General features: G+C 59.7%; 17 protein-coding genes and 1 tRNA gene. 8 read left to right on the top strand and 10 right to left on the bottom strand.

Annotated features, from left to right (window positions below; translation table 11 throughout):
* Window positions 1–105 precede the first annotated feature (105 nt).
* Window positions 106–708: a TetR/AcrR family transcriptional regulator gene (locus tag SMD27_RS09865; protein WP_320508195.1), complete on the bottom strand. Its 603-nt coding sequence runs from the start codon at window positions 706–708 to the stop codon at window positions 106–108.
* A 139-nt stretch (window positions 709–847) separates the two neighbouring features.
* On the opposite strand from SMD27_RS09865, the gene SMD27_RS09870 reads away from it, so the two are divergent.
* Window positions 848–1,336, top strand: a complete 489-nt coding sequence (locus SMD27_RS09870; protein WP_320508196.1) for a hypothetical protein — start codon at window positions 848–850, stop codon at window positions 1,334–1,336.
* Between the two features lie 5 nt (window positions 1,337–1,341).
* Here SMD27_RS09870 and SMD27_RS09875 read toward each other — a convergent pair whose 3' ends face one another.
* Window positions 1,342–2,679 carry an MFS transporter gene (locus tag SMD27_RS09875; RefSeq protein WP_320508197.1) on the bottom strand — a complete coding sequence of 446 codons (1,338 nt, stop codon included), beginning with the start codon at window positions 2,677–2,679 and terminating at the stop codon, window positions 1,342–1,344.
* A 116-nt stretch (window positions 2,680–2,795) separates the two neighbouring features.
* On the opposite strand from SMD27_RS09875, the gene SMD27_RS09880 reads away from it, so the two are divergent.
* Window positions 2,796–3,692 (top strand): LysR substrate-binding domain-containing protein, encoded by an 897-nt coding sequence (locus SMD27_RS09880; protein WP_320508198.1) that lies wholly within the window; start codon window positions 2,796–2,798, stop codon window positions 3,690–3,692.
* Window positions 3,693–3,704: 12 nt separating this feature from the next.
* Here SMD27_RS09880 and SMD27_RS09885 read toward each other — a convergent pair whose 3' ends face one another.
* The 3 genes from SMD27_RS09885 to SMD27_RS09895 all read right to left on the bottom strand — a co-directional run bounded on the left by SMD27_RS09885 (window position 3,705) and on the right by SMD27_RS09895 (window position 5,255).
* Window positions 3,705–4,037 (bottom strand): hypothetical protein, encoded by a 333-nt coding sequence (locus tag SMD27_RS09885; RefSeq protein WP_320508199.1) that lies wholly within the window; start codon window positions 4,035–4,037, stop codon window positions 3,705–3,707.
* Window positions 4,038–4,151: 114 nt separating this feature from the next.
* A tRNA-Lys gene (locus SMD27_RS09890) sits at window positions 4,152–4,226 on the bottom strand.
* 120 nt (window positions 4,227–4,346) lie between these two features.
* Complete coding sequence (locus SMD27_RS09895) at window positions 4,347–5,255, bottom strand: DMT family transporter (protein WP_320508200.1); 909 nt, start codon at window positions 5,253–5,255, stop codon at window positions 4,347–4,349.
* Between the two features lie 216 nt (window positions 5,256–5,471).
* Between SMD27_RS09895 and SMD27_RS09900 the strand changes: the two genes are divergently transcribed.
* The 3 genes from SMD27_RS09900 (at window position 5,472) to SMD27_RS09910 (ending at window position 7,402) form a co-directional block, all read left to right on the top strand.
* Complete coding sequence (locus SMD27_RS09900; RefSeq protein ID WP_320508201.1) at window positions 5,472–5,687, top strand: dodecin; 216 nt, start codon at window positions 5,472–5,474, stop codon at window positions 5,685–5,687.
* Window positions 5,687–6,742, top strand: coding sequence for a lipid A deacylase LpxR family protein (locus SMD27_RS09905; protein ID WP_320508202.1), 1,056 nt, complete (start codon window positions 5,687–5,689; stop codon window positions 6,740–6,742). Before SMD27_RS09900 ends, SMD27_RS09905 begins: the two co-directional genes overlap by 1 nt.
* A gap of 336 nt (window positions 6,743–7,078) precedes the next feature.
* Entirely contained in the window at window positions 7,079–7,402 is a 324-nt protein-coding gene (locus SMD27_RS09910) for a hypothetical protein (RefSeq protein WP_320508203.1), read from the top strand.
* Window positions 7,403–7,898: 496 nt separating this feature from the next.
* On the opposite strand, the gene coaD is transcribed toward SMD27_RS09910, so the two are convergent.
* Together coaD and gyrA are read right to left on the bottom strand one after the other, a co-directional pair.
* Window positions 7,899–8,414 (bottom strand): pantetheine-phosphate adenylyltransferase, encoded by a 516-nt coding sequence (coaD, locus tag SMD27_RS09915; RefSeq protein ID WP_320508204.1) that lies wholly within the window; start codon window positions 8,412–8,414, stop codon window positions 7,899–7,901.
* Window positions 8,407–11,193, bottom strand: a complete 2,787-nt coding sequence (gene gyrA, locus SMD27_RS09920) for a DNA gyrase subunit A (RefSeq protein ID WP_379990551.1) — start codon at window positions 11,191–11,193, stop codon at window positions 8,407–8,409. Before gyrA ends, coaD begins: the two co-directional genes overlap by 8 nt.
* Window positions 11,194–11,482: 289 nt before the next feature.
* Between gyrA and SMD27_RS09925 the strand changes: the two genes are divergently transcribed.
* Complete coding sequence (locus SMD27_RS09925) at window positions 11,483–12,190, top strand: MOSC domain-containing protein (RefSeq protein ID WP_320508206.1); 708 nt, start codon at window positions 11,483–11,485, stop codon at window positions 12,188–12,190.
* 2 nt (window positions 12,191–12,192) lie between these two features.
* On the opposite strand, the gene SMD27_RS09930 is transcribed toward SMD27_RS09925, so the two are convergent.
* Window positions 12,193–13,125 carry a DMT family transporter gene (locus SMD27_RS09930; RefSeq protein WP_320508207.1) on the bottom strand — a complete coding sequence of 311 codons (933 nt, stop codon included), beginning with the start codon at window positions 13,123–13,125 and terminating at the stop codon, window positions 12,193–12,195.
* 81 nt (window positions 13,126–13,206) lie between these two features.
* The gene (locus SMD27_RS09935) at window positions 13,207–13,386 is read right to left on the bottom strand and encodes a hypothetical protein (protein WP_320508208.1); all 180 of its coding nucleotides are present in this window, start codon (window positions 13,384–13,386) and stop codon (window positions 13,207–13,209) included.
* 161 nt (window positions 13,387–13,547) lie between these two features.
* Here SMD27_RS09935 and SMD27_RS09940 point away from each other — a divergent pair, with 161 nt between their 5' ends.
* Window positions 13,548–14,468 carry a LysR substrate-binding domain-containing protein gene (locus SMD27_RS09940; protein ID WP_320508209.1) on the top strand — a complete coding sequence of 307 codons (921 nt, stop codon included), beginning with the start codon at window positions 13,548–13,550 and terminating at the stop codon, window positions 14,466–14,468.
* Between the two features lie 27 nt (window positions 14,469–14,495).
* Here SMD27_RS09940 and SMD27_RS09945 read toward each other — a convergent pair whose 3' ends face one another.
* Window positions 14,496–14,966, bottom strand: a complete 471-nt coding sequence (locus SMD27_RS09945; protein WP_320508210.1) for a VOC family protein — start codon at window positions 14,964–14,966, stop codon at window positions 14,496–14,498.
* A 397-nt stretch (window positions 14,967–15,363) separates the two neighbouring features.
* Here SMD27_RS09945 and SMD27_RS09950 point away from each other — a divergent pair, with 397 nt between their 5' ends.
* Window positions 15,364–16,161, top strand: coding sequence for an aldolase (locus SMD27_RS09950; protein ID WP_320508211.1), 798 nt, complete (start codon window positions 15,364–15,366; stop codon window positions 16,159–16,161).
* Window positions 16,162–16,227 lie beyond the last annotated feature (66 nt).

The raw sequence follows: 16,227 nt of genomic DNA on the forward strand, positions 1-16,227 counted from the left end.
GCTCGTTTGGCGGAAATCCGGCCGGAATTCCTACTAGGCCGGCCGGCGAGTGTGAGGCAAATCGAGACGGTGCTATCCAGGTACTCGGACGGCGATCGTTGAACTTCAACGTTCCGGTAGATGCAGAAGTTGCCGAGTTGCGGCCCTCGCCGTCTGGAACGGCCCGGCGCTCCGTGTGATCTTCGCCATCAAGCTGGCACCGAGCCAGATATGGTAAAGCGTCTGGGCAATTTGATGGGGATTATCCTCGACCGCGAGCGATCGTTCAGCGATCCCTGCTTCGATAGCACTGGTCAAGCGGTCGATAATCGCCACCGTGCCGCTCTTCAGCGCGAGACGCATCGCGTCTGACAGATCGGCGACTTCGGCGCCTAATTTGACGGCCAGGCATTTACCCTGGAAATCGAAACGCTCCTGGGTGTCTTGCCAATGCTGCCAATAGACCATCAGGCGCTGGGCCATATCCAGGCCTGGTTGGCTGAGTGTTTCGTCGAGCTCGGCGAGATAATCTTCGAAATAATGCCTGAGGAGCGCCTCCCCGAACGCGTCTTTCGAGCTGAAATAGTGGTAGAACGACCCCTTCGGAACAGAGGCCGCGATCAAGATCTCGTTCAGGCCGACAGCGGAAAAGCCCTTACTGGCCATAATTCGCTGGGCGGTCTCGAGGATATTGCGGCGGGCATTTGGCGTTGCAGCGCTGATACTCATGGAGCGAGTGTAGAGAGAAGTAGACCAGTCGGCTAGGGAAATCGGCCGGCGCGGGTCTAGTCCTTTTTAACGGAGAATCAACGACCTTCCCGGCACGATTGGCAGAAGGCGGCATGTCTTATGCATGGAACCTCGCAACATGGACCGGGTACAGCCGGTATTGAAGGAGTCAATGTCCGTGATGTTCAGGGCCCGCATGCACCAGCCACACAACGTCGGTGCCTTATCTTCTTTAAGGCTATCTCTAATCTTCGCATCGGCGGCATTTCTTTCCGCCTGCATGCCACAAGAGCGGGTGGCGGAGCCGACACTGGTGATGAAAGTCGGCGCCGCTGTAGAGCCTGCAGCGCAATGCATTTCCACCGGCCTCGGCATCGAATTTCGCGATAAACATCCGCGACTGGATTTTTATCGCGGTGTAGCAGAAATCACCATCAATGCACCCCGCGGCGGAGTGCTGGCTTTCGTCACTGTGGAGCCGGATGTCTATCAGGGCTCCGTCGTCAGCTTCCATAACGGCGATCTCTATTGGCCGAACCATGAGGTCAGTGGTGTCTATCCGGATATCGCGCGCGACAACTGGCACCGCGTTGAGCGGACGGTACAGAACTGCGACAAGACGGCGTGAGATCGTTAAGGCTTGCCGATATTAACCGGCAGCGGCGCGAGCCAGCGGAGACGCAACGCGACACCGAGCAGGAGCAGCATGGCGATGCCGAGCAAGGCGACGACTCCATGCCACCCATTAACGCCCCACATTAGGCCGGAAGCCGAGCCAACGCCGCTGCTGCCGAGATAATAGCAGCAGAGATAGATCGCCGAGGCGAGCGCCCTCGCCCGCAAGGCACGCCGGCCGATCCAGCTGCTGGCGACCGAATGGCCGCCAAAGAAGCCGAAGGTCAAGCCGGCAACGCCCAGCACCACGAGGATCAGCGAATTGGCTGCGGTCATCGCCAGGCCGGCAGCCATCACGGCGATCATGATCCACAGCACGTTGCGACGGCCAAATCGGTCGGCGAGCTTCCCTGCCCAGGCCGAACCGACAATGCCAACCAGATAGAGCGTGAAGACGAGGCCGATCTGGCTTGGCCGCAGATTGAAAGGTGCCGCTTCCAGGCGGTAGCCGAGATAGTTATAGACGCTGACAAAGCAGCCCATCAGCAAGAAGCCGGTCACGAAAAGCCAAGGCAGGCCGGCATCGCCGAAATGCGCCCTTGCGTCAGCCAGCAGATCCTTCGGCTTCAGGCCGGTCGGGCGGAAATGCCTAGACGGCGGCAGGCTGCGCCAGAATTCCAGCGCAGCCAGGATGCCAAGTACGCCAAGTACCGCCACGGCATAGCGCCAGGAGATCCATTCCGTCAGAGTGGACATCAGGAATCGGCCGCTCATGCCGCCAAGGCCATTGCCGGCGATATAGAGACCCATCGACCGACCGAGCGACTGGGCGTCGATTTCCTCGCTGAGATAAGCCATGGCGACGGCCGGCAGCCCAGCCAAAGCGAGTCCCATCAAGCCGCGTAGAATGACGAGCTGCTGGAAATTGCCGGCGAAAGTGGCTGCAAGCGTAAAGATCGCGGCCAATGCCAAAGAAGCATTCATGATCGGCTTACGACCGAACCGGTCGGCGAGCAGGCTGGCCGGAATGAGCGCCACCGCCAGGGCTCCGGTCGCCGCCGAGACCACGCCGCTGGCAGCGGCGGGGATTAAGTGGAACTCGTCGGAGAACATCGGCATCAAAGGCTGCAGGCCGTAAAGCAGCGCGAAGGTCGCGAAACCGCCCACAAACATTGCCCGTGCCGTCCGGCGGTAGGCCGGCGTTCCAGCCAACAGCCCGCCACCTGTTTGGTCCGCTGTCGCAAGCACCACCTCGATCGGCGGCGGCTCATTCCGCACGACATTGTCGTTGCTCGCAGCGGCTTCGGCAGAAACGGGTTGCGGATGTTCGGATAATCCGTGGTCCAAGGCCATCATCGGCTCGTATATCGCAAAAGCATCAAGGAAGAGATGCCGTTACAAATTATCTGGGGCTTGGTCCAACAGATTGTCCAATATATATTTCATAGCCTATTTATATGCGGAAAATATAAATGGAATTGCGCCATCTCCGTTATTTCGTCGCGGTCGCTGAGGAGCTGCATTTCACCCGGGCGGCGGAGCGCCTGCATATCGGCCAGCCGCCCCTTAGCCAGCAGATCCAGGCGCTGGAACAGGAACTGGGCGTCGAGCTGCTGGCCCGTAGCAAGCGCCGCGTCAGCCTCACCGAGGCCGGCAAGCGTTTCCTGGTCAGTGCCCGGCGCATCTTGGCCGAGGCGGATCAGGCCGCCGACGATGCCCGGCGGGCCGCACGCGGCGAATTGGGCGAGTTGCGCATTGGCTTTTCCTCTTCGGTCCCCTTCACCAGCATGCTGCCGCGCCTGCTGCACGACTACCGGCAGGCCCACCCGCAGGTGACGCTGACCCTGCGGGAAATGTTCGCCGTCGAACAGATGGAAGCCTTGCGGGCGGATAAGCTGGATATCGGCCTGGTACGCCATAGCGGCTTGGAGCATCCGGCGGATCTGGAATTCCACGAGATCCGCCAGGATCCCCTGCGCGTCGCAATCAATGCCGGCCATCCCTTGGCGAGCCGCGCGATATTGCAGATGAGCGATCTGCGGGATGAGGGATTTATCGGATACCCGCCGGGCACCGGCAGCGGCTTTACGCTTCAATTGCATCGGCTATGCCTCGCCGCCGGCTTTGCGCCGCGCGTGGTCCAGGAGGCACGCGAAATCACCACGCAGATCGGATTAGCGGCTGCCGGCCTTGGCATCGCCGTCCTGCCGGCTCCCTTCGAATGCATCAAGATCGATGGTGTTCGCTATGTGCCTTTGGCCGATGACGGGGCCTATCTGGCGCTGGCGGTAGCGACCCGTCGCTTGGCGCCCAGCCCGCTGGTGGGCGGGTTTCTCGAGAGCCTTTGGACGCTGACCGCGTCCACGTAACCGCGGGTGCCGTCAATATTCGTGAATGCCATAGATCTTATCGACGTCAAAATAATAGCGCCGCCCCTGCCCGTCCGAGCCGTTCACGTCCACCTGGTCATAGACGCGGTGATTAACAATCGTCAGGGAGCTGAGGCGCTGCTTGATATCGGGCTGCCGCTCAAGGATATGGCGATCCTCCCAATTGACGGCATCGAGCGCAGTATTGGCACGAATCGGAATGGCTGTCTCGATAGTGCGGCCGTCGTTTCGCGACTGGGTATAGTGAGGTGCGGGCCTGGTCGCACAGCCTACTGCCAGGAGGATGATGGGAACCAGAAATGACGCAATCCGTGCGACGCTCATGCCCGTTGCTCCGCTGTCATCGCCATTCTCGTCATAACACCGCAAGCGGACAAAATATCCGCATACAGCAGCTTATTTCTGTGTTGAGAAGTACCCGTAAGGTATTGAGTTTGTTGGTGAGCCGGGCGGGGTTCGAACCCGCGACCTACTGATTAAAAGTCAGTTGCTCTACCACTGAGCTACCGGCCCACTGGCGACATCGCCAGCGCCGGGCTGGGGTCGCGATCTCGCCGCCGGACCAATTGGGGGCGGGCGCCCTCACTTCCCAAAATCCGGGGTAAAAAGCAAGCCAAAACTGCCTCTTATCCCCTATTTACCGGCCGGCCGCGCTCGATTCACCAGAAAAACCCCGACGAGGATAAAAATCGCCGCGATCAGCAAAACGTAGGATGCCGATTCGCCCAGGACCAGGATGGCGATCAATGACCCGACAATTGCAGCGACGGAGCCGATCTGGCTGAGATAGACCGGGCCGGCGACATATTGCAGGAAGAAAAAGAGGATATAGGTAATGGCAATGATCAGGCTTTGGCATGCGAGCAACAGGAGGGCCGCTCGGTCATAGGCCTGGAAACCAAGTGATGTCGAGCTGAGCCAAGCGGCGCCGAAGAGGACAAGGGCGCCGCCCAATAACATGCCGGGCGCCAGCGATAGAGACGTCGCGCCCGCTGGCCAACGCCGCGTGCGATAGATATTGCCGATCGACAGCAATATCGGCGCGGCAAACGCAGCCAAGACCCAGATCCAGCTGGCGGGCTCGCGCCACGACTGAGATAGGGCCAGAGCCAATGCACCTGCCAGGCCGCAGAAAACGCCGAGAGCTCGCTGCCATTGATAGCGTTCCATGTGCATTCCCAAAGCCAGCAGATAGGTGACGAGTGGCGGAAAAGCCGTGGCGAGAGAGATGAAACTAACCCCGACATGGGGTACGGCGGAAAAGCTCAACGCATTCGGCAGGCCAATGCTGACCAGGCCGGAGAAGAGATAGTATTCGATATGGTGACAGCTCAGACGCGGCGCTTGTCGCGCAAGGGCCGAAATCAGCACCAAGATCAAACCGGCAAACAGCACGGACCAGAAGACGAAGCCGAGCAGAGGCAGGTCGAAGCGATGGGCCACTTTCACAAGGTTAGCTGTGACACCGAGCAGGCTGCCCACGGTCACCAGGCAACCGAGCGGCAGAAACCCGTGTCGATGCATTTTGGCTTGTTGGGACATCGGATGGTTTTCAGCTCCCGAGTTCCTAAGCACTGACCAGCCGGCACGGCGCCTCGCGCATGACGTGGCCTGTCAGCTCCTATCGCAGGGAACTCCCCTGCTTATCCTTGCTCATTTCACGGAAGCGTGAAAGCCTGAGGATGCCGGCGCGGTTCCCCGCCGGGAACCGTCCTGTCAGGCTTACGTTTACAAAACTATCGTTTAAGGAGGGATCAGATGGGCAATACCTACGCGATTTCCGAGATCGTCGGGACCTCGGAGAAAAGCGTCGAAGACGCGATCGAAAGCGGCATCGCCACGGCATCCAAGTCATTACGCAATCTCGACTGGTTTGAAGTCAGCAATGTCCGTGGTCATTTGAGCGACGGGAAAGTCGCCCATTATCAGGTGACCTTGCGCATCGGCTTCCGTTACGAGACAAGCGGATCGTGATGCCGAAAATAACGCGGTCAGATTTGCACGTTACGTCTCTAAAAATCTCCATTCTTGGCTTCAGTCTGCTGTTGCTGTCGGTCTCACCGGATCGGGCAACAGCAGACGATGCCGGGCGCTTATCGATCGTGGAGGAGAATGACTCCATTGTTTTCGACAGCGACCGGTACTACACGCAGGGTCTGCAATTCTCGTATCTAACCCCCGATATCGCCGCAAGCAGCGACTGGGTTTCGCCTTTCAACCTGCTTGGCGACAATCTGCCGGTGTTTCCAACCGACGCGGCGCAAAGCTCGCGCCGCTATGAGATCCTGTTAGGTCAACAAATCTTCACCCCGCGAAATACCCAGAACGAACCGCCGGATCCTGACGACCGACCTTATGCTGGTTGGCTCTATACTGGTGTCGGCCTGATCCAGGATACGGATAGACGCCAGCTCGATCATCTCGAGCTGTTGATCGGTGTCGTGGGACCTGCCGCTCTGGGGCGTCAGGCGCAGAATGACTGGCATCAATTCATCGGCGTGGAAAAGGCGCAAGGCTGGGATTCGCAGTTGCATAACGAGCCCGGCGTGATGCTGAGCTACGAGCATAAGTGGCGCTTCCTGCAGTCTTTGGGCGATGGCTTTGCTGTCGATGCAATTCCGGAAGTCGGCGCGACTGCAGGTAACGTCATGACCTATGGCGAGATCGGGACGATGTTCCGTATCGGCCGCAACCTGGAAGCCGATTACGGTCCGCAGCGCATGCGCCCTGCTTTATCCGGTACCAGTTATTTCAATCGCGATTATCTCGACGGTCCTTTCGGCTTTTACTTCTATGTCGGCGCCCAAGGGCGTGCCGTCGCGCGCAATATTTTTCTGGACGGCAATACCTTCGAAGACAGTCACAGTGTCAACAAGAAGGTCTTTGTCGGCGACTTGACCGGCGGGCTTGCATTGTTCTGGTCCAATGCCGTTAAGCTCGATATGACCGTGACCTATCGCACCGACGAATTCGACGGCCAGGAGCGGAATGCGAAATTTGCCGGTCTCAACTTGTCCTTCGGGTTGTGACTTGGCATCTCCATGCGCTGCATTTCGCCGGTTAGTCGTATTTGGACTTGGCCGGCGGTAAGTCAGAGGGCATCACGAGGCGAAGAGAGATCCGAGCCGCAGGGTCTAGGCGCATCCACGGATATCGGCTATATCTTCTGATACCAAGGACAGATGGCGCGGTGGATCAGTGTTGTGTCAGCCGGATCGCATCGACGATTGAGCTTCCTGATCTGTTTCGGGTTTTTGATCGCCGCAACAGCTTGCACTCCCGCGCATAATTCCGACCAAGATGCCGGGGTCCGGACGGAGCAACCGGCGAGCTCTCTTGGACGCGCCCATGCGAGAATTGATCGCTTGTATCTCGATGCGGCGGAGGTGCTGAGCAAACAATCCAGTGGTGGCAAGATTGATATCAAACGGCTAGCCGGCGATATCAACGCCATCTCGTCGGATGATATGGCGTCCGATCCTTGCCTGGCGCAAAAGCGGTCGCAGCTTATGCCGATTTTGATCTCGCTTGCCGTTATCGACGGCATGCCCGATCCTGCGGAACGGCGCGATCTGCAGGCCGAGGCCTATCGGCGTTTGCAGGCGCTTGGCGATCCCTCTCGACAATCATCCATGGGCGATGTCTGTTTCGGGCAGAAATTTCCCAATCTCGCCAAGATGAAAAAGTGACCGCTTTCTACGCTGTCTGTACGGCTTTAGCGGCTTCGGCGCGGGCCGCCATGAAGGTTTTCAGCGGCGCTTCGAAGGCGAGAGCGGCAGGGAATAAAGCTTCATATCCTCTCCGATGCGATCCGAGACGCAGGATCGGCAAGATAACACCGAGCGCCGCTATTTCTTTTGAGGAGTGGTCCCTTTGGTCGTTACCGACCGGTTGTCCGAAGGCAGTTCGGCACAGCGGATGCATCTCGGCAGCCCCCCGGTACCGGGTATGCGGAAGGATGGATCGATATTCTGACCTTCACCACAAAAGGCATTGTCGTGATAGACGCGGCGCGTATTCGTTTTACTGGAGTGGAATGGGGGAATCCGGCTCATGCGCTTTTCCTTTCTCCCAATGATCGCAAATTCAAATTGTCAGATAAGCAGGCTGTTCACTCCTTTGCTCCGCCCGTCTTCTAGCTGTCTTTCGTGCCTTACTGGCCGGTGACCATTACCTCGGTTAACATCACTCGGTCGCAAATTTTTGCATCAGGCGCTCGACCACCCGTGGCGAAGCGAATTGATCGATCCTGCCACCGAGCCGGCCGATTTCCTTGACGAAACGTGATGAAATGAACTGGGAGCCTTCCGACGCCATGAGGAAAACGGTTTCGATGCGAGGATTGAGCCGCGAATTCATGCCGGCCATCTGGAATTCATATTCGAAATCCGAGACGGCACGCAGTCCGCGGACAATGACGCGGGCCCCCTGCTTCTCGGCAAAGTGCATCAGCAGATTGTCGAAGCTGAGGGTTTTGACCCGGTCGGCCGGCAAGCCATTCTTAGGATCGGCAACTTCATCCTGAACCAAAGCAAGACGCTCTTCGACGCTGAACAGCGGTCCCTTCCCTGCATTGACCGAGACGGCGATGATCAATTGATCGACCAGCGACACTGCCCGGCGGATGATATCCATATGGCCATTGGTGATCGGGTCGAAAGTCCCCGGGTAAATCCCGATCCGCGGCGCCTTATCAGGCATTTTCTTCCCCATTCGTGCCCTCGGCATCATTGTTTTCTGCGGGTTCGTTCTCCGCAGCGTCGTTTGCCGTCTGCTCACCGGCCGGCATCGCGGCGGGGACCACGCCCTCGGCAGGGACCGCGGCCTCGACAGAGCCCTCGCCCTCCTCTGCACCGTCTTCTTCGCCAAGGTCACTTAAATGTGCCACGGCAACGACATGCTCATCATCCGCGACTCGGAAGATCATCACGCCCTGGGTCTGGCGGCGGGCGATGCGTATATCGTGGACCGGGCAGCGGATGAGCTGGCCACCATCGGTCACCAGCATGATCTGGTCGCTTTCGGCCACGGGGAAGGAAGCCGCAACCTTGCCGTTGCGGGCGGAGACTTCAATATTGGCAACGCCCTGCCCGCCGCGACCGGTCAGCCGGTATTCATAGGCGGAGGTCCGTTTGCCATAGCCGTTGCGGGTGACTGTGAGGATGAACTCTTCGGCCGCTTCCAGCTCGGCTAGGCGTTCCGCGGAGAGCGCGATCTCGGTCGTACCTTCCTCAACGCCGCCATCCTCCTCCTCACCAGCGCTCCGGCGCTTGGCCACGGCATAACGCAGATAGGTATCGCGCTCCTCGATCTCGACATCGATATGGTACAGGACCGACATGGAGACGACACTGTCGCCTTCTTCCAGCCGGATGCCCCGCACACCCATGGAATCACGGCCGGCGAAGACGCGGACATCGGTCACCGGGAAGCGGATGGCCTTGCCGCTTTCGGCGGCAAGCAGGATGTCGTTCGCCTCGGTACAGACCGCAACGCCGATCAGGCGATCGCCCTGATCCAGCTTCATGGCGATCTTGCCATTGGCCTTCACATCGACGAAATCGCTGAGCTCGTTGCGCCGGACATAGCCGCTCAAGGTGGCGAACATCACATGGCTTTGCGCCCAGCTTGCCTCGTCTTCCGGCAAGGGCATGACGGTCGAAATTTTTTCGCCTTCATCCAGGGGCAGCAAATTTACCAGCGCCTTGCCGCGCGCCTGGGGATTGCCCAGCGGCAGTTTATAGACCTTCATCTTGTAGACCATGCCGCGTGTCGAGAAGAACAGCATCGGCGTATGGGTGTTGGCGACGAAGACCTGGCTGACGAAATCCTCATCCTTGGTCGACATGCCGGAACGGCCCTTGCCGCCGCGACGCTGCGCCCGATAAGTCGAGAGCGGCACGCGCTTGATATAACCGCCATGGCTGACGGTGACGACCATGTCTTCGCGCTGAATGAGGTCTTCGATATCGTGTTCGAATTCGTTATCTTCGATGCTGGTCCGGCGTGGCGTGCCGAATTGCTCCTTCATCGCGACGATTTCCTCGCGCAGGATGCGGAAGCGTTTCTCGCGGCTTTCCAGTGTTTCCAGATAATCGACGATCTTGGCGGATAATTCTTTCAATTCATCGGCGATCTTATCGCGCTCCAAGCCGGTCAAACGCTGCAGGCGCAATTCCAGGATCGCGCGGGCCTGGGTTTCCGACAGGCGATAGGTGCCCTGTTCAGAAATCGTATGGGTCGGGTCGTCAATCAGGTGGATGAGCGGCGCGACATCCTGCGCGGGCCAGTCGCGTGCCATCAATTGTTCGCGGGCAACGACCGGGTCCGGCGCATTGCGGATCAGGCTGATGACCTCATCGATATTGGCGACGGCGATGGCGAGACCGACCAAAACATGGGCGCGTTCGCGGGTCTGGTTGAGTTCAAAGACGGTGCGCCGAGTAATCACCTCCTCACGGAAATCGATGAAAGCAGCGATGATGTCCTTGATATTCATCAATTGCGGCCGGCCGCCGTTAAGAGCCAGCATATTGACACCGAAACTGGTCTGAAGCGGCGTGAAGCGGAAGAGCTGGTTCAGCACAACCTCCGCCATAGCATCACGCTTCAGCTCGACGACGACGCGCACGCCGTCGCGATCGGATTCATCGCGAAGATCGGCGATACCCTCGATCAACTTCTCGCGCACGACTTCTGCCATGCGCTCGATCATGCGGGCTTTGTTCACCTGATAGGGAATTTCGGTGATGACGATGGCGTCGCGGTCCTTGCGGATTTCCTCAACATGGGTGCGTCCGCGCATCACGACGGAGCCGCGACCGGTATGGAAGGCCTCGCGAATGCCGTTGCGGCCCAGGATCAGGCCACCGGTCGGGAAATCGGGCCCCGGCACGTGCTGCATGATCTGATCGATGGTGATCGACGGGTTGTCGATATAGGCGCAGCAGGCGTCGATCACTTCCGACAGGTTATGAGTCGGGATATTGGTCGCCATGCCGACCGCGATGCCGCCCGCGCCATTGACCAGCAGATTGGGGAAGCGCGCCGGCAGGACGGTCGGTTCTTCGCGGCTTTCGTCATAGGTCGGCTGGAAATCGACCGTGTCCTTGTCGATATCGTCGAGCAGCGCCTCGGCCGATTTGGTCAAGCGGGCTTCGGTGTAACGCATCGCCGCCGGCGGATCGCCGTCCATCGAGCCGAAATTGCCCTGCCCGTCCACCAGCATCAGGCGCATGGAGAAATTCTGCGCCATGCGGACCAAGGCATCGTAGATCGACTGGTCGCCATGCGGGTGATAGTTACCCATCACTTCACCGACCGCGCGGGCCGATTTCTTATAGCTCTTGGTGGAGTCGAACCCGGCCTCCCGCATGCCGTAAAGGATGCGTCGGTGCACCGGTTTCAGCCCGTCGCGCACATCGGGGAGCGCACGGCTCACGATGACGCTCATGGCGTAATCGAGATAGGAGCGCTTCATCTCCTCTTCGATGGTGATCGGGGATATGTCGAATGTCGGTGCGGCGGGTGTATCGGTCACTGGAAATCTGCTTATTTTTCGGATGTTTATGAAAGGGTCGCTGGTGGCCCTGAATGCTGCTGGAAGCTAGCAGATTCGTCTGCCGTAAACAACTTTTGTAACGCTGGTTTTTCGGCGATTATCTATTTGATTTTATTTGAAAAAAATGGCGCGACAAAAGGCAGGTTGAGGGCTTGGCTGGTTTTGGGCCTATTAAGGTGGAAATAGCGCTTCGGGAGCCCGACTCAGCATGTCGCTTTCTGCACATTTAAGCCTGCCCATTGATGCCGTCCTGGTGGGTCGGCCAAAGCCTTTCGGACCGCCCGGCCGGACTTCGGCGATCGACAAAAAACCGGTGCTGGCGCGTTGCGCCGTAACCGAGAGGAAATTGGCCGGCGATCAGCAGGCGGATCTCCGGTTTCATGGCGGACCAGAGAAAGCGGTCCATCATTATCCAAGGGATCATTATGCGGCCTGGCTGGCGGATCTTCCCCTGCTGGGGCCGCTTCTGAAGCAGCCCGGCGCCTTCGGCGAGAACGTCTCGACGACCGGCATGACCGAAGCCGAAGTCTGTATCGGCGATGTTTATCGCCTCGGCAGCGCTCTCGTCCAAGTGAGCCAGGGGCGCCAGCCCTGTTGGAAGCTGAACGTACGGTTTGACGTGCCGGATATGGCTCTACGGGTGCAAAACACCGGCCGGACCGGCTGGTACTACCGCGTGCTGGAACCGGGCGACGTGGCGGCCGGCGACCGGATCGAGCTTCAGGACCGCCCGCATGGCGATTGGCCGCTCTCCCGCCTCCTGGACGTGCTTTATCACAACAAGCTGGACGCGGCGTCGCTGCAGGAGATGGCTAGGCTAGAGCCACTGGCCGAGTCCTGGCGCAAGGTCGCGCGCCGCCGGTTGGACACTATGGAAGTCGAAGACTGGAGCCGGCGCGTCGCGACGCCGGGCTGAGTTCAGGCTGGCTTGAGGCGGGCGAAGAGCCTGCCATCGATCACGGCCAGGCCCGCGAAGATCAGGGCCATGCCGCCGAAATGGCGGGGTGCGACATCCTCGCCCAGGATCGAAATGCCGAGCAGCAAGGCCGAAACCGGGATAAGGAACGTGACCAGCGCCAGATTGGTGGGGCCGGCCGAGCGTAGGATGCGAAAGAAGATCACATAGGCCAAGGCGGTGCAGAGCAGGCCCAGGCCGAAGACGGCGATGCAGGTCACCGTGCCGGGCATCGGCAGAGCCCAGGGACGGTCGACCACGCAGACGATGGGCAACAGCAGCAGCGCGCTGCAGGTGACCTGGCCTGTTGCCGGCAGCAACGGGGACAGGCCCCGGAAACGGCGGCCAAAGATACCGGCAAAGCCATAGGACAAGGCGGCGCCCAGGATCGCCAATTCACTGCCCAGATTCAGGCTGAAACCCTGTAGCGCATCGGGGCCGATCATTACCGCCACGCCGAGAAAGCCCAGCGCGATGCCGCCGAGGCGCGGCGCGGTGATACGGTCGTCGTGCGTCAGGATCTGCGCCAGGATAAGGGTGAATAGCGGCGTGGTCGCATTGAGGATTGAGGCCAGCCCGCTGGCGATATGCTGCTGCCCCCAAAAGATCAGGCTAAAGGGGATCATATTGTTCAACAGGCCCATGATCAGGAAATCGCGCCAGAGGCGAAGATCGCGCGGGAAAGCCTGACCGCTGGCGAGCAGAATCAGGATCAAGGCGATGGCGCCGATCCCCACCCGCCCCAGTGCGACGGTCAGCGGCGGCAACTCTTGAATGGCGATCTTGGCGAAAAAGAAGGAACCGCCCCAGATGATCGACAGAGCGATCAACAGGGCCCAATCGCGCCCGCTTAAATGTGGCGCCGAAGGCAGCGGCGATACGGCGTTAAAAGACAAGGCAGCAACCCTAGCCGGAGGGGATTGCTGCCTTTATGGCCAATGGCGGGATGAACCGCCATCCGGTTCTTGCGCTACGCCTCAGGCGGCCCGCTGCGGGCTGGGCTCGTCCTTCGGGGCGGGCACGATACGACCGTCGGCCGTCCGGACCAGCCCTAAATCGGCGAGCAACCGCTCATCATTGGCTGAGGGCCGCAAGCCGTTCAGGGCACCTGGCAAAGCAAACGCCCTGGCATGAAGCACCAAACGAGGGAAACGCATGATCGTAGCTCCTGGGTAGAACGCGGCAGCGCCTGCTGGGAGGCTTCAGGCTGGCTGCCGGTTCGAGGAAGGATATAGTACGGCAACTTCCTGTTTGCAGGCGATTTCGAGTAAAGCTAGTGTTTAGCCGGACTAAACCCTCGGCTAATGTTAGGAACGCGATGGCCCGCCCCCTTGCCGCCTTGCCAGCGCTGCGTGCATTCGAAGCGGTCGCTCGCCTGGGAAGCATCCGCGCCGCTGCAGAAGAACTCCATGTCACGCCCGGCGCGGTGAGCCAGCAAGTTAAGGCGCTGGAAGCGGAACTGGGAGTGACGCTGGTGCGCCGACACGGTACCGGCCTGGCCCTCACCCAGATCGGCGAAGAGGCGGCGGGCGACCTGACCGAGGGCTTCCGCCTGTTGGGCCGGGCTACGGCGAAAATGCGCAAGGGCAAGCGCGGCCTCGCTTTGCGCCTGCGCCTCGATGATCCAGCGATTGCCGTCAATTGGCTGATCGCCCGGCTGCAGCATTACCGCGCGCGGCCGAACAGTGTCGATATCGTGCTGGAAACCACGACCGCCCTGTCCGATTGGGACGAGGATGACGATAGCTACGACATGGCTTTGCGCTTCGCACTCGGCGATTTTCCGGGGCTGGAATCACACCGTCTGTTCAGCGATGAGGTCTTTCCGGTCTGCAGTCCCGCCTTGCTGGCCCGCACACCCTTAGTCGAGCCGGCGGATCTCGCCAATTGCACCCTGCTGCACCTCGACTGGTCATCGTCGCACAACCTTCCTTGGCCGGATTGGCCGGCATGGCTGAAGGCGGCCGGCGTCACTCAGATCGATGCCAGCCGCGGCCCCCGCTTCAACGATTATGCGCTCTGTCTGCAATCGGCTGTCGGCGGCCAGGGGGTCGCGCTCGGCACTCGGCCGGTGGTCGCGGACCACCTTGCCGCAGGGACACTGATCGCGCCCTTCGCCAAGCGTATCTTCACGCCCTTTGCCTATTATCTGGTCTATGCGCCATCGGTACGCGAAAGGCCCGAGGCGCAGGATTTCATCGACTGGATCCTTGAGGAAGCACGACAGACTGCCGGTTGAACTCGCGGCAGATTAAATGGCATTCGCTTAGCCGCAGCTTGCCATTTCTTTGGCGCGTCTCTGCAACTCCTCCGGCGAAACATCTTCGACATGAGTCGCGATGTGCCAGATGTGGCCGAAAGGATCTTTGATCGTGCCCATGCGGTCGCCGTAAAACTTGGTCTCGACGGGACGTTCGAGCGTGCCGCCGGCTTCGACTGCCTTCTTCGCCACCGCATCGACATCAGGCACATAGAGCACCAGGCTGACCGGGGAACCACCGATCGACTTGGGGCCACGCGCATTCATCTCCGGATATTCATCGGCCATCATGATGACGCTGTCACCGATCATCAATTCGGTATGGCCAATCTTGCCGCCGGGACGATCCACCCGTAGACGTTCGACGGCGCCGAACACCTTCTTATAGAACTCGACTGCTGCCATACCGCCATCGACGACGAGATAAGGCGTGATCGAGCGGTAACCGTCGGGGATCGCCTTCACATTGCTTGCCATCGGTCGAGCTCCGCCTTGAAAGACCCTTGCCCGACCCTGCGACGGGCTAAGCGGCCTGTCAATACCAAGGCCGCGCCTTAACGGTGAATTTACGAGGTCATGGTGGAATTCCTCTTCTGCCTTGATGTGCACCGACGGAAATATCGGCTCGCTTGGGTCGCCGTTATGAACAGGGAGTCGTCATAAGATGCGAAAGAGTTTGAAGGCCGGCTTAGCCGTGCTTGCTGTCAGCGGGTTATTGGCCGGCTGTGCACTGCGATCAGGCGATACACGCCTGCAGCTTTTGCCACCCGAGACGCCGATCGTTAAAAGCTATGCTAGCGTGCAACCACCGCAGATGACAGATCCCGCCTCGCTGTGATCCAATGCCCGCCTCTCATATTTTCAGGGGCGAAGAATGGCACATGAAATCACCGCGGCGGCACGTCATGCTGCACCGGCTATTTTGCGCAACAGCGATCTGTACGGCGCCGAGATACGCGCCGCGCGGGTCGATCTCGCGGCCTGTTTCCGCATGGCGGCGCGGCTCGGTTTGCAGGAAGGAATTTGCAATCACTTTTCCGCTGTCGTGCCCGGCCATGACGATCTCTTCCTGGTCAATCCGCTGGGCCTCGCTTTCGAAGAGATCACCGCTTCCAAGCTGTTGATCTGCGATTTTCATGGCAATACGGTCGCGGGCAATGGCGAGGTCGAGGCGACGGCTTTCTATATCCATGCGCGCCTGCATCTGCAAAAGCCCCGTGCCCGCGTCGCCTTTCACACCCATATGCCAAATGCCACCGCCCTCAGCATGCTCGAAGGCGAACCGCTGGTCTGGGCCGGCCAGACGGCGCTGAAATTTTATGGCCGCACGGTGGTGGATGAGAATTACCAGGGCCTTGCGCTGGATAATGCCGAAGGAGACCGCATCGCCGCTTCGATGGGCGATGCCGATATCGTTTTTATGAAGAATCACGGGGTGATGGTGATCGCCCCGACCATCGCCCAGGCCTGGGACGATCTCTATTACTTGGAACGTGCGGCCGACGTGCAACTGCGGGCGATGAGCTCGGGCCGCCACCTGAAACCGGTGCCGGCGGAGATCGCCCGTCGAACCGCGCAGCAGATGAATGATGGCGATGCCGCCGGCGCGCGGCTGCATCTCGAGAGCGTTAAGCGCATCCTGGCCCGCGTGGAGCCGGATTTCGCCGATTGATTGGACGCAAACTGAATAAAGCTGGCCGCTTGTGTAACAGGTTTACGCAGGGTTATGATCAATATA

Source organism: Dongia soli (assembly GCF_034044715.1).
Lineage (GTDB): Bacteria > Pseudomonadota > Alphaproteobacteria > Dongiales > Dongiaceae > Dongia_B > Dongia_B soli.